Consider the following 12456-nt stretch of genomic DNA (forward strand, 5'->3'; position numbering starts at 1 on the left):
CGCATCGGCAAACCAACGCGCAAGGCCCGGCAAAAACCGCGCGGACGACAGGCGCGTCCCGCCCCCCATCACCAGATCAGAATCGCCACCAACGTCGACACCACCAGGCCGGACACCACCGGCAGCAACAGATAGCGCACCGCCTGCAACACCGGCACACGCGCGAAGCTCGCCACCGCCGCGAGCGCCGACCATGCGGTCAGCGTCTTGCCGGTCCACACCGAACCCATCTGGCCGATCGCCGCGAGCGTCGACACGTCGAAGCCCACCGTGCGGCCGAGCGCGCCCGCCAGCGCACCGGTCAACGGCAAACCGGCGAAGCCCGAGCCGTCGATGCCCGTCACCATGCCGGCCAGCAGAATGCCGTACGAGACGAAGAACGCGTTGTGCGGAATGTAGACCTCGCCCGCTTTCACGAGATCGGCAAGCAGGCCGGGGGCATGGGTACCGGCGGGCAAGCCGAGGATCGGCGCCGCGGTGCCGGCCACGCCGATGAAGAAGAAGCCCGCAATCGGCAGCACCGAGCTCATCGCGCGAAACGAAAACACGAAGCCCTCGGTGACGTGCTCGGCCGTGCTGCGGCAGATCGCGCGATAGTCGCGCGCAGCGGCTACCGCCACCATCAGCAACGCGGAGACGCCGCCGACGAGCGCCGCGGCCGCTGCACCGCTCGCGCCCTTGAAGCCGGGGATCAGATGCGGCAACACCATATAGGCAACGATCGCGAGAAAGGCGACGGGGATCACGATCGCGAAGCAGCGGGACCAGCGCTCCTGCCACGGCGTCAACAGGTCGCGCGACGACAACAACGCCCGCGAGCCGCTCGCGCCGCTGACCTGGCCGCCGTCGCCGACCGACGCATGCTGCGGTTTGCCGCGCCGGATGCGCGCGCGACTCGTGCCGGCCGCGGGCGTGACAACGGCATTCGCCGTGACCTGGGTCGCTTCCCAGCGTTCGAGATGGCGCGCATCGGGCGCCTGGATCTGCTTGCGGATACGCAGATAGGCGATCAGGAAAGCGATGCCGCCCGTGATCAGCGACAGCAGCAGCGCCTTGTCGGCAACGTCCGGCATCGCGACCGCGGCCGCTTTCGCGCTGATGCCCGGCGCGACCTTGATCACGTAGTCCGACGACAAGGCCGTGCCGAGTCCCGCGATGCCGATGCACAACGCCGCGCCCAGCGGCGGCACGCCCGCGTAAATCGCGGCCGGCAGCAGAATGCCGGCGATCAACGGCACGGCCGGCGTCGGCCAGAAGAACAGCGACAACACGTAGCTCACGAAGCCGAGCACGAAGAAGCCGACGTGCCCGTTGACCATGACCGCGCGAAACGGCTGGACCATGCGCACATCCGCGTTGATCCGTTTCAGCGCGTTGAGCAACGCGGTCATCAGCGAAATCACGAGGAAGATATTGAACAGCTCGCGCGCCGCCGTAAGCGGCGCAAAGAACACCGCTTCGATCGCGGTCGACACCTGGCCGGAAAACGCGAAGACGGTGGCGAAGGTCGCGAGAATCGCGGGCGCGACGACATTGGCGCGAAACACCAGCGTCGCGATGATAGAGACGACACCACACAGGTAAACCCAGTGCGCCGACGTTAGAACGACGTGAGATTCCATTGCTTCTCCTGACTGCGCGGACCTGCGAGCGCGGGTGGACGCGGCTGATTTGAGATAACCATTCGGTATACTATGTACGAAATAAAACCGGATCAACGGCTGTTTGCTTGACGTTTACCCGCATTCGCTGGGGCATTTCAAAGCAGAAGAATCGAGCGGCAGGAAAAATCCCGCCTTTCCCGGTAGCCGCGAGGAAGCGCGGCGCGTGCTTCAATGCCCCGCCAGACAAGGCCGAGCCGGGTATTTCCGTATAAGGTCTACAGTATTCGCGACGTGCACTGAGGTAAAATCGCTTGCATCACACGCCATCAGCAACACAGGTTGGAGATCCTTATGAAGACCGAAGCGGACACGACCGCGGCAAGCGGCGCACAGGGGCAATCGAGCGCGCCGATCATGCATCAGCAGCTGTCGCATCTCGTCACCGCGCGGCTGCGCGAAGCAATCGTCTCGGGCACGTACGCGCCCGGCGAGCGGCTGGTGGAAGGACGCATCGCCCAGGAGCTCGACGTCTCGCGCGTGCCGGTACGCGAAGCGCTGCGCGCGCTCGCCTCGGAAGGCCTCGTCGAAGTGCGGCCACGGCACGGCGCGGTGGTCGCGTCGCTGCAGCCGTCGGCGGCACGCGAAATGATCCAGATCCGCGCGACGCTCGAGGGACTCAACGCCCGGCTCGCCGCCGAACATCGAACGCCCGAGCTGGTCGGCCAGATCGAACAGGTGCTCGCCGAAGGCAAGGCAAAAGTCGATGCCGGCGAGACGGCCGGCCTGCTCGAACTCAACGCGCGTTTTCACGACCTGCTCTACGCGGCCGGGGCCAATACGATTCTGAGCGACCTGATGCGCTCGTTGCGCGACCGCACGCGCATGCTGTTCACGAACGCGAGCGATGCGGAAGTCCGCCAGACCTGGGACGAACACGCGGCGATCCTGCGCGCGGTGCAGTCGGGCGATGCGACGCTGTCGGCGCTGCTCGCCGAGCGGCATGTGATGCGCGCCGCCCAGCACTATCTGGCGAACAATGCGCGTTGAAACGGCCTTTGAAACGCGCGGCATAGGAAGCGAGGCGCGGCACACGCCACCGCGCTCGCCTTACGCCACCCGATAATTTCGTCGACTACGCTGCAAGCCACTTGACAGACTGAATTTGGCGATAGACGGTATACAACATACCGCTCATCAATCGCCCTCTCAGGCCTTTCATGACACCAAGCTCCTCCCCACCCGCCGCCAGTCAGGCGGAGCGCTACCGTTACGCCACTGTCCAGCAGGCCGCGCACGACATGCGCGCCGGCGAGATCGACGCCGTCTCGCTCGTCGCCGCGTGCGAAGCCGCATTCGAGGCCGACAACGGCCTGCTGAACGCGGTCGTCGTATCCGATTTCGACGCCGCCTACGCCACCGCCGAAGCACGCGACGAGGAACGGCGCGCGGGGCGGCTGCGCGGCCCCTTGCACGGCATTCCGTTTACGATCAAGGAATCTTTCGACGTCCGCGGCTGGCCGACGACCCTTGGCGACCCCGCGCATCGCGAGAACATCGCGAGTGCCCATGCGGACGTCGTGCAACGCCTGCTCGACGCGGGCGCGGTGCTGCTCGGCAAGACCAACGTGCCGATCTATCTGCGCGACTGGCAAAGCTATAACGACCTCTACGGCACGACCCGCAATCCGCGCGATCCGTCCCGCACGCCGGGCGGTTCGTCGGGTGGCAGCGCGGCGGCCGTCTGCGCGGGCATGTCATTCTTCGACGTCGGCTCGGATGTCGGCTCATCGATCCGCAACCCCGCGCATTTCTGCGGCGTCTTCTCGCACAAGACCACGCATGGCATCGTGTCGCTGAAAGGCCATGGCATCGGCGGCGGCATGGCGCAGCCCGACATCAACGTCGCGGGTCCGCTCGCGCGCTCGGCGCGCGACCTCGAACTCGTGCTCGGCGCGATCGCCGGTCCGCCCGGCGAAGCCGCGAGCGCGCTGAGGCTCGCACTGCCACCCTGCGAGCGCACGGACCTGCGTGAATTCCGCTTCGGCGTACTGGCCAATCATCCGCTCGCCGACGTCGACGGCCCGGTAGAGGCGTGCCTCACGCGTCTTGGCCGGCAGCTCGAAGACGCCGGTGCGACGGTGGTTTGGGACGCGCGCCCCGCGCTCGACGCCGCGCAACTGATGCGCGCCTACGTGCTGCTGCTGCGCGCGTCGACCTCGCACTATCTCGACGACGACGCCTTCGCCGCCGCGCTCACAGCAAGCGCCGCCGTGGCCGCCGACGCGTCGTCGTACGCCGCCTTGCAATACGCGGGCACCGCGTTGCGTCACCGCGACTGGCTGCTGCTGCAAAAGCAGCGCGACGCGTTTTGCGAAGCATGGCGCGAGTTGTTCGGCACGATCGACGTGCTGCTGTGCCCCGCCGCCGCGACCGCCGCCTTCACGCTCGACGAAACCGGGGCGCCGTGGCAGCGCACGCTCGACGTCAACGGCCGCCCGCAGCCGATGACGACCCAGCTGTTCTGGGCCGGCCACTCGGGTCTGTGCGGCCTGCCATCGACGGTGGCCCGCGCCGGCACGACCGCGGACGGCCTGCCGATCGGCGTGCAGATCGTCGGGCCGCTCTATCACGACCTGCGTTCGCTGCGGGTGGCCGCGCTGCTCGAGCAGGCGGGACTGTCGTTCGTCGCGCCACCGCTATAACACCCACTCGTATTCTCGCGGCGCCAGCCGCCACCTCATCCTCGCCCGGAGTCCTCCATCATGGTCTGGTTCGAATCGCTGTCGAAGAACGAGAAGAAAGCCTTTGCGGGCGCGTTCATGGGTCATGCCGTCGATGTGTACGACTTCATGATCTACTCGTTCCTGATCCCGGTGCTCGCCGCGACCTGGCACATGAACAAGGCCGTCGCGGGCAGCATCGTCACCTACACGCTGATCGCGTCGCTCGTCGGTGCGATCGGCGCGGGCCTGCTCGCCGACCGCTTCGGGCGCGTGCGCATTCTGCGCTGGACCATCGTGCTATTCGCGCTCGCATGTTTCGCGTGCGGTTTCGCCAACTCGCCACTACAGCTCGCGCTGTTTCGCATACTGCAGGGGCTCGGCTTCGGTGGCGAATCGTCGCTATGCATGGTGCTCGTGACCGAGATCATCCGGAATCCCGCGAATCGCGGCAAATTCTCCGGCTTCGCGGCGAGCAGTTATTCGTTTGGCTGGGCCGCCGCGGCGATCGTCTATAGCGTGCTGTTTTCGTGGCTGCCGGCGGAGTGGGCGTGGCGCGGCTGCTTTTTTATCGGCATCGTGCCGGCGCTGCTGGTTGTGTATCTTCGGCGCGATCTGAAGGAGCCCGAAGCGTTCTCGCGCGCGCTCGGAAGACAGCACTCGCCCGCCGCGCTGGAAGGACTACGCCGTGTCTGCGCGCGGCCGCTCGCCGGCAAGACGATCCTGTGCAGTCTGCTGTCGGGCGGCATGCTCGGCAGCTACTATGCGATCGCGACGTGGATGCCGACCTATCTGAAGCTCGAACGCGGCCTGTCGATCTTCGGCACGAGCACCTATCTCGCGATCATGATCCTCGGCTCGTTCGTCGGCTACGTGCTCGGTGCGTTTTCGTCGGACCGCATCGGCCGACGCCTCACGTATATCGTGTTCGCGGCGGGCGCGTTTTCCATGGCGCTCGCCTATATGGCGATTCCCGCGTCGAACGGCGCGATGCTCGTGCTCGGCTTCCTGCTCGGCGTGCTGATGCAGGGAACGTTCTCGGGCATCGCCGCGACGATCTCGGAGAGCTACCCGAACGAAATCCGCGCGACCGGCTACGGCGTGGCCTACAACATGGGGCGCGTCATCGGCTCGCTGTTCCCGCTTGGCGTGGGCTGGCTCAGCACCGGTCATATGGCGCTCGACTCCGCGATTCCGCTGGTCGCGGGCGTCGGTTATCTATGCGTGATCGTCACCGCGTGGATTCTGCCCGAGACCAACGGCATCAGCCTCGATTCGCTCGGCGGCGAGCAGACCGATTCAAGCGCTTCGATCGAACCGATGGGTGTCGCCGCCCGCGTGGCCCAATCCGGCTCCGGGCGCGACGCTCGCTAACACTTCCCCTGTCTCGCACCAGGGCGGCGCCCCGCGCAAGTATTTGAAAATTTCAACTACTTGCCTATAATGCCTGCACTGCGTATGACGCGGACAGCGGAGCAAATTCTTGTATTCGGATTTCCTGACTTTCAGGCTCGATCTGACCAGCGCGTTGCTGATCAACCGCGCGAACCTGGTCTACCGCGAGCGCTGGGATCTCGACGTGCGTGCGCTGCGCGTGCTGCGCCTCGTCTGCGCGGAGCCCGACATCACCCCCAAGTCCGTTTCGCAACGCGCGCTGATCGAAAAGACGCTGCTTTCCAAGGTCCTCGCCGAGCTTGAAACGCGCGGACTGATCGCGCGCGGCATGCATGCGTCTGACCGCCGTAGCATCGCGTTGCGGGCCACGGCGCAAGGCCTCGAAGTTGCGCAGGCATCCGAAACGGTCGGCACCGAACTCGAAGTCGAGCTCACGAAGGCGCTCAGCGAGAACGAGCGCAAGACGCTCGAGCGTCTGCTCCGCAAGCTTTCGCACAGCCTGCTCGAAAGCGGGTCCGCAAGCGCGCCGCCTGCGAGATCCTGACGGACGATCCGCATTGCGCCGCTTTCCCTTGCGCTCACGCTAACAAGGAGCCCTCCATGTCGAAGCTGATCGAAACGATGGCGACCGCGATCGACGCGTTGCTGCCTGAACTCGACGTGATCTACAAAGATCTGCACGCGCACCCCGAGCTGTCGATGCGGGAGGTGCGCACAGCGGGCATCGTCGCCGACTACGTGGAAAAGCTGGGTTACGACGTGACGCGCAACGTCGGCGTGACAGGCGTCGTCGCGCTGCTGCGCAACGGCGACGGTCCCACCGTGATGCTGCGCGCCGACATGGACGCGCTGCCGATGGCCGAAGCGACCGGTCTGCCCTACGCAAGCACGGTCAGGACCAAAGACGAAGACGGCATCGAAGTCGGCGTCGCGCATTCATGCGGTCACGATATGCACGTCACGTGGCTGCTCGGCGTCGCGCGTTTGATGGCCGCGCATCGCGACGCATGGCACGGCACACTGATGGCCGTGTTCCAGCCCGGCGAGGAAGTCGGCCGCGGCGCGCGCAGCATGCTCGACGACGGCATGACCACGCGCTTCCCGAAGCCCGACGTGATTCTCGGCCAGCACGTGATGGTCGGCGCGGCGGGCACGGTCGGCTATCGCTGCGGCACGATCCTGTCGGCCGGTGACAGCATCAAGGTGAAGCTGTTCGGCCGCGGCGCGCACGGCTCGCAACCGCAGACGTCGATTGATCCGGTCATCATGGCGGCCTCGACGACCTTGCGTCTGCAAACCATCGTGTCGCGCGAAATCGCGCCGAGCGACAGCGCCGTGCTGACCATCGGCTCTCTGCAGGCCGGCACGAAAGAAAACATCATCCCCGACGATGCGACGCTGAAGCTCAACATGCGCACCTACGACGAAGACGTGCGCGAGTACATGCTCGGCGCGATCCGCCGCATCTGCTGCGCCGAGTGCGCGGCGTCGAACGCGCCGCGCGAACCCGAATTCACGACGCTATCGAGCTATCCGCTGACGATCAACGACGCCGCGACCACCGAGCGTGTGCGCAGCGCGTTCGAGGCGCAGTTCGACGAGCGCGCGTACGAATCGCCGCCGGCCGCCGCGAGCGAAGACTTCAGCGTGTTCGGCCGCGAATGGAACGTGCCGTACTCGTTCTGGTTCGTCGGCGGCACGGACCCCGAGGTGTTCCGCAAAGCGCTCGCCGCGAAAAAACTCAACGAGATTCCGAGCAATCACTCCCCGAAGTTTGCACCGGTGCTCGACCCGACCCTGCGCACGGGTCTCGAAGCCATGTTGTGCGCGGCCGGTGCGTGGCTCGACCAACACGAAACTACTCAGTGAATTCACACGCCGTCTATACCATTCTCGATCTGATCGGCACCTTCGTGTTCGCGATCAGCGGCGCCGTGGCCGCGCGTCAGCGACGGCTCGATCTGTTCGGCATCGTCGTGATCGCCTTCATGGTCGCGTGCGGCGGCGGCATCGTGCGTGACGTCTGCATTGGCGCGATCCCGCCCGCGGGGCTGTCGAACTGGCGCTATCTGGCCACCGCGCTCGCCGCGTCGGCGCTGACGATTCTCGCGTATCCGCAGGTGCGCCGGCTGCGTCAGCCGGTGCTGTTCTTCGACGCGATCGGGCTCGGTCTGTTCGCGGTGTCGGGCGCGCAGAAAGCGCTCACGTACGGCCACAATGCCGAACTCGCGATTCTGCTCGGCGTCGTCAGCGCGGTGGGCGGCGGAGTGATGCGCGACGTCGTGCTCTCGCGCGTACCCGCGATTCTCGAGCGCGAAATCTATGCGTCGGCCGCGCTGTTCGGCGCGGCGGTGCAGGTCGGTTTTTCGTACGCGGGCTGGACGGACTGGTGGACGCCGTGGTTCGCGACGTTGGCTTGCGTGTTGATGCGGCTCGCGTCGCTGCGCTACGGCTGGCGGCTGCCGGTCTTCCAGGGCAGACGCACGGCCGAGACGCGCGACAATCCATAACAGGTCCTGCGCGCTTCAGCTCGCGGTTTGCGGAATCAGCACCGCCGCCGCGCCACGCTGTCTCGTGCGTTCCACCGGCTCTCTCCGTTCATTCCACATGTCGATCCGCGCGCGACGAAGTGCGTGGTCATGTGCCACCCGCCATGCTCGGCAGCAGATCGCGATAGATATGAATCATCGCGGGCCCCATCAGCACGACGAGCAGCGCCGGAAAAATGCAGAACATCAACGGAAACAGCAACTTCAGCGCGATCTTCGCGGCCCGAAGTCGAACGCATCAGCTATTTCAACACGCTGCTGTATCCGGTCGCGGTGGCCGCGCGCTGGGCCGACCGGCTGCGTCGCAAGCATTCCAGCGGCGACGCGATTCCGCCGTGGCTGCTCAACGCGGCGCTGTACCGCGTCTTCAGCGCCGAGCGCCACTGGCTCGCGCATGCGCCGCTGCCTTATGGCGTATCGCTGTTCGCGATCCTGCGCAAGCGCGAGGGAGCGTCGCGATGATGCTGGTCGAACGGGTCAGGCTGATGCGCTTTGGCGCGAGCGGCGTCATCGCGACCAGCCTGCATGTCTGCATTGCGCTGACGCTGATCGCGGACGCCGGCATGTCGCCGCCGTGGGCCAACGCGATCGCGTTCACCTGGGCGACGGCGGCCTCTTATCTGTTGAACACGTTCTGGAGTTTTTCTGCGCTGCCTGCGTTGATGAACGCTGGGCGGTTCGTGGTCGTGTCGCTGGGCGGCCTGACGTCGACCGCGCTCGTATCGCACCTTACGCAGCTTGCGGGCGGGCCACCCGCGTTCGGCATCGCGCTAGTCGTGTGCGTGGTGCCGCCGCTCACGTTCGTCGCGCATCGGTGCTGGACGTATCGCTGAATACGAAGCACGCGTAAAGCGACTCACGTCGCGCGCAACGCCTTCTGACACGCCGCGAGTACCGCGCCGGCCGCCAGCAGCAGCGCCGAATACACGAGCCCGCGCGCGAGCCCGGCGCCATCCGACACCCAGCCGATCACGACCGGCCCGACGATCTGCCCGAACGCGAACACGATCGTGAAGGCGCTGATGCCCTTCGCCCAGTGGCTCGCGGGCAGATTGTGGCGCACGAACGCGGTCGTCGACGCGACCGCCGACAGGAACGTCGCGCCGAACAGCGCGCCCGAAACGAACGCGACCCAAGGCTGCGTGAAGAGCGCGGGCAGCAGCGTCGCGATCGCCAGCAGCGCGTTGAGCAGGGCGAGCGCCTGGCCCCCGCGCATGCGATCGAGCAGCGTCGACCAGATCCGCGCCGACACCACGGTCGCCGCGCCGAGCAGTAGATAGAAACCGGTGACGACCGCCGCGCTCATGCCGGCGTTGCGCAGCAGCGCGACGATGAACGTCATGTAGCCGATATAGCCGACGCCGAACAGTCCGTAGCCCGCGAGCGCGGCCGCGAAGTGCGGCCAGCCCGGGGCGGGGGTGGCGGCGGCTGCATGCGCCGCAGCCGCCGCGCTCGAGTACGCGCGCTCGATTCTGCGCGACGCGCCGATCGCGACCGCGGCGAACACCGCGCAGGCCGCCGCGAGCGCGAACCATGCGAATTGCCAGCCGTGGGCGGCATCAAGGATCGCCACCGGCACCAGCACCGACGACGCGACGATCCCCCAGCCGGTACCGCCGTAATACAGACCGAGCACGAGCCCCGCGTCGCGCGGTCGCGCCGACGCGAGCCGCGCCGCAAGCACGCCGCCGCCGATGAAGATCGCCGCGCTGCTCGCACCGGTGATCACGCGCAGCGTCAGCAGCGCATGCGTGCTGGCGGTGAGGCCGCTGCCGGCCATCAGCAGCGCGGTCAGCACGCAACCGGCCGCGAACAGCGCGCCGGCCGACCAGCGGCGCGCGAGGCGCGGAAACACGAGCGCGCCGAGCAGATAGCCGAGCGCGTTGGCGGTGTTCATCGCGCCGGCCTGCGCGAAGCTCCAGCCGAGGTCGAGTTTCATCGACGGCAACAGCAGCGCGTACGCGAAGCGCGCGAAGCCGAGCGCTGACGCGCTGCCGAGCGATAGCGCGGCGGCCAGCAGCAGGGTCGGCACACGTCCGGCGGTGGTCGTTGATGGCGCGTGCGATGCGGTGTCGGCGGAACGGGAGGACATGGGCGAACGGACGTGAACGGGAACGCTGCGAGCCGATTCTACCTGGAGCGACGACGAATGTCGCGGAATGTGCGCGCCTTACCCGCCCGCCCCTTCCGGCTGATGCGGCACGAGCCGCGCCTTTGCGTGGCGCATCTTTTCCAGCGTCTCGGGCCCGGCCTTCAGCGCGACGCCGATCGCGAGCGCATCCATGATGCACAGATGCACGAGCCGCGACACGCCCGGCGTGTTCGGATCGATCGGGCTCGCCACGCGCAGCAGCAGCGGAATATCGACGAGCCATGCGAGTCGCGAGCCGACGTTGGTCAGTGCGATCGTCGTCGCGCCGCGCTCCTTCGCGATCTGGATGCTTTCATTCACTTCGACGCTGCGCCCCGAATGCGAGATCGCAAACGCGACGTCGCCCGGCTCCATCAGACCCGCGTATAGACGCTGCAAATGACCATCGGTAAACGCGGCCGCCGCGATGTCGATGCGCAAAAAACGCAGCGCCGCGTCCTGCGCGACGAGCCCCGAGCCTGAGCCCACGCCGAAGAAAAACACGCGCCGGGCGCTCGAAAGCGCCGCGATCGCGCTTTCGACCACGGCAGGATCGAGCGCGCCGCGCGCATGCGTGATGCCGTCGATCGCCGCTTCGCCGACCTTGTCCATCAAGGTCTGCACGTCGTCGTCGCGCGCGACCGCGGTCGATGCATACGGCAGCCCGCCCGCGACGCTCTGCGCGAGCTGCATCTTGAAGTCGCGCAGACCGTGCGCACCGATCGCGCGGCAAAAACGCGTGACGGAAGGCTCGGACACTTCGGCGCGCTGCGCGAGTTCGGTGATGCTCGCGCGCATCGCGAAGTCGACGTCGGCGAGCACCATGTCGGCGACCTTGCGCTCGGCGGGCCGCAGACTCGCGAGTGCGTTGCGGATGTGGGGAATCAAGTTCGGTGCGGACACCCGGTGTTCCTTAGGGGCTGTTTCATATGGATCCGCGTCGCTCGCAGCTTGTTCGGCTTCAATCGGCCTGATCAAAGTTCAAGCCGCACGCGGTTCAGACCAGCCTGCGTCCACTCTCCGTATCGAACAGATGGATGTGTTCGGCCGGCAGACGCAGCGCGACACGCTGACCGGGCTCGATCTTCGAGCGCTCGCGCGTGGTCACGCACCACGAGGCGCTGGCTATTTTCCCGTACAGCTGCGTTTCGGCGCCAGTTGGCTCGATCACTTCGACGTCGAGCGCGGCATCCGGTATCTGCGTCGTGATCTCGATGTGCTCGGGCCGCACGCCGAGCATGGCCTTTGCACCGACCACGGCCGACGCAGGCGTGCGTTCGACCGCGACCTCGCTGCCGTCCGCGAGCTTCAACGCGAGGCCCGCACCCTGCGTGCGATTGACGATCACGCCCTCGGCGAAATTCATCGACGGCGAGCCGAGGAAGCTCGCGACGAACAGATTCGCCGGCCGGTCATAGAGTTCGAGCGGACGGCCGATCTGCTCGATACGTCCCGCGTTCATCACGACGATGCGATCGGCCATCGTCATCGCTTCGATCTGATCGTGGGTGACGTAGATCACCGTGTTCTTCAAGCGCTGATGCAGGGCCTTGATTTCGGTGCGCATCTGCACGCGCAGCTTTGCGTCGAGATTCGACAGCGGTTCGTCGAACAGGAACAGCGCCGGCTCGCGCACCACCGCGCGGCCCATCGCCACGCGTTGCCGCTGACCGCCCGACAGTGCGCGCGGCAAGCGGTCCAGATAGCCACTGAGGTTCAGCATCTTCGCGGCCGCATCGATGCGCGGCTTGAATTTCTCCGAGGATTCTTTGCGGATTCTCGGACCGAACGCGATGTTTTCATACACCGACAGATGCGGATACAGCGCGTAGCTCTGGAACACCATCGAGATGTTGCGCTGCTGCGGCGCGAGCGTATTCGCGCGCGTGCCGCCGATCATCAGATCGCCGCCGCTGATTTCCTCGAGTCCGGCCACCATCCGCATCAGCGTGCTCTTGCCGCAGCCCGACGGACCAACCAGCACGACGAACTCGCCGTCGTCGATGTCGAGATCGATGCCGTGCACGACCTGGGTGTCGCCATAGCGTTTGAAGATG

General features: G+C 66.5%; 12 protein-coding genes and 1 pseudogene. 8 read left to right on the plus strand and 5 right to left on the minus strand.

The window, feature by feature from the left end; translation table 11 throughout:
* Positions 1 to 68: 68 nt before the first annotated feature.
* Positions 69 to 1622: a hypothetical protein gene (locus OKW41_RS17710; RefSeq protein ID WP_429573322.1), complete on the minus strand. Its 1554-nt coding sequence runs from the start codon at positions 1620 to 1622 to the stop codon at positions 69 to 71.
* 333 nt (positions 1623 to 1955) lie between these two features.
* Between OKW41_RS17710 and OKW41_RS17715 the strand changes: the two genes are divergently transcribed.
* From OKW41_RS17715 to OKW41_RS17740, 6 genes are all read left to right on the plus strand, one after another.
* The gene (locus OKW41_RS17715) at positions 1956 to 2651 is read left to right on the plus strand and encodes a GntR family transcriptional regulator (RefSeq protein ID WP_187610619.1); all 696 of its coding nucleotides are present in this window, start codon (positions 1956 to 1958) and stop codon (positions 2649 to 2651) included.
* A 170-nt stretch (positions 2652 to 2821) separates the two neighbouring features.
* Positions 2822 to 4306 carry an amidase gene (locus OKW41_RS17720; RefSeq protein WP_429573323.1) on the plus strand — a complete coding sequence of 495 codons (1485 nt, stop codon included), beginning with the start codon at positions 2822 to 2824 and terminating at the stop codon, positions 4304 to 4306.
* Positions 4307 to 4363: 57 nt separating this feature from the next.
* Positions 4364 to 5698, plus strand: a complete 1335-nt coding sequence (locus tag OKW41_RS17725) for an MFS transporter (protein WP_429573435.1) — start codon at positions 4364 to 4366, stop codon at positions 5696 to 5698.
* A 109-nt stretch (positions 5699 to 5807) separates the two neighbouring features.
* A complete protein-coding gene (locus tag OKW41_RS17730; protein ID WP_429573324.1) occupies positions 5808 to 6263 on the plus strand; it encodes a MarR family winged helix-turn-helix transcriptional regulator in 456 nt (151 codons plus the stop codon).
* Between the two features lie 56 nt (positions 6264 to 6319).
* Positions 6320 to 7588, plus strand: a complete 1269-nt coding sequence (locus tag OKW41_RS17735) for a M20 family metallopeptidase (protein WP_429573325.1) — start codon at positions 6320 to 6322, stop codon at positions 7586 to 7588.
* On the plus strand, positions 7585 to 8229 hold the full coding sequence (locus OKW41_RS17740) for a trimeric intracellular cation channel family protein (protein ID WP_429573326.1): 645 nt from the start codon (positions 7585 to 7587) through the stop codon (positions 8227 to 8229). Before OKW41_RS17735 ends, OKW41_RS17740 begins: the two co-directional genes overlap by 4 nt.
* 127 nt (positions 8230 to 8356) lie before the next feature.
* Here OKW41_RS17740 and OKW41_RS17745 read toward each other — a convergent pair.
* A pseudogene (locus tag OKW41_RS17745) lies at positions 8357 to 8494 on the minus strand (type II secretion system F family protein); the annotation flags it as partial.
* A 47-nt stretch (positions 8495 to 8541) separates the two neighbouring features.
* Between OKW41_RS17745 and OKW41_RS17750 the strand changes: the two are divergent.
* Positions 8542 to 8730, plus strand: coding sequence for a hypothetical protein (locus OKW41_RS17750; RefSeq protein ID WP_429573327.1), 189 nt, complete (start codon positions 8542 to 8544; stop codon positions 8728 to 8730).
* Positions 8727 to 9101: a GtrA family protein gene (locus OKW41_RS17755; RefSeq protein ID WP_429573328.1), complete on the plus strand. Its 375-nt coding sequence runs from the start codon at positions 8727 to 8729 to the stop codon at positions 9099 to 9101. The genes OKW41_RS17750 and OKW41_RS17755 overlap by 4 nt, the downstream gene beginning before the upstream one ends.
* A 23-nt stretch (positions 9102 to 9124) precedes the next feature.
* Here the strand turns inward: OKW41_RS17755 and OKW41_RS17760 are convergent, their stop codons facing one another.
* From OKW41_RS17760 to OKW41_RS17770, 3 genes are all read right to left on the minus strand, one after another.
* Positions 9125 to 10360, minus strand: a complete 1236-nt coding sequence (locus tag OKW41_RS17760) for a YbfB/YjiJ family MFS transporter (protein ID WP_429573329.1) — start codon at positions 10358 to 10360, stop codon at positions 9125 to 9127.
* Between the two features lie 78 nt (positions 10361 to 10438).
* The gene (locus OKW41_RS17765; RefSeq protein ID WP_429444340.1) at positions 10439 to 11302 is read right to left on the minus strand and encodes a MurR/RpiR family transcriptional regulator; all 864 of its coding nucleotides are present in this window, start codon (positions 11300 to 11302) and stop codon (positions 10439 to 10441) included.
* Positions 11303 to 11396: 94 nt separating this feature from the next.
* The gene (locus OKW41_RS17770) at positions 11397 to 12455 is read right to left on the minus strand and encodes an ABC transporter ATP-binding protein (RefSeq protein ID WP_429573330.1); all 1059 of its coding nucleotides are present in this window, start codon (positions 12453 to 12455) and stop codon (positions 11397 to 11399) included.
* Position 12456: the final 1 nt, after the last annotated feature.

Source organism: Paraburkholderia sp. UCT70, assembly GCF_050434085.1.
GTDB classification, from domain to species: Bacteria; Pseudomonadota; Gammaproteobacteria; order Burkholderiales; family Burkholderiaceae; genus Paraburkholderia; species Paraburkholderia tuberum.

Coding starts and splice junctions, on each gene's coding strand:
- OKW41_RS17710 (WP_429573322.1), bottom strand. CDS start 1,622: ATGGAATCTCACGTCGTTCTAACGTCGGCGCACTGGGTTTACCTGTGT.
- OKW41_RS17715 (WP_187610619.1), top strand. CDS start 1,956: ATGAAGACCGAAGCGGACACGACCGCGGCAAGCGGCGCACAGGGGCAA.
- OKW41_RS17720 (WP_429573323.1), top strand. CDS start 2,822: ATGACACCAAGCTCCTCCCCACCCGCCGCCAGTCAGGCGGAGCGCTAC.
- OKW41_RS17735 (WP_429573325.1), top strand. CDS start 6,320: ATGTCGAAGCTGATCGAAACGATGGCGACCGCGATCGACGCGTTGCTG.
- OKW41_RS17755 (WP_429573328.1), top strand. CDS start 8,727: ATGATGCTGGTCGAACGGGTCAGGCTGATGCGCTTTGGCGCGAGCGGC.
- OKW41_RS17760 (WP_429573329.1), bottom strand. CDS start 10,360: ATGTCCTCCCGTTCCGCCGACACCGCATCGCACGCGCCATCAACGACC.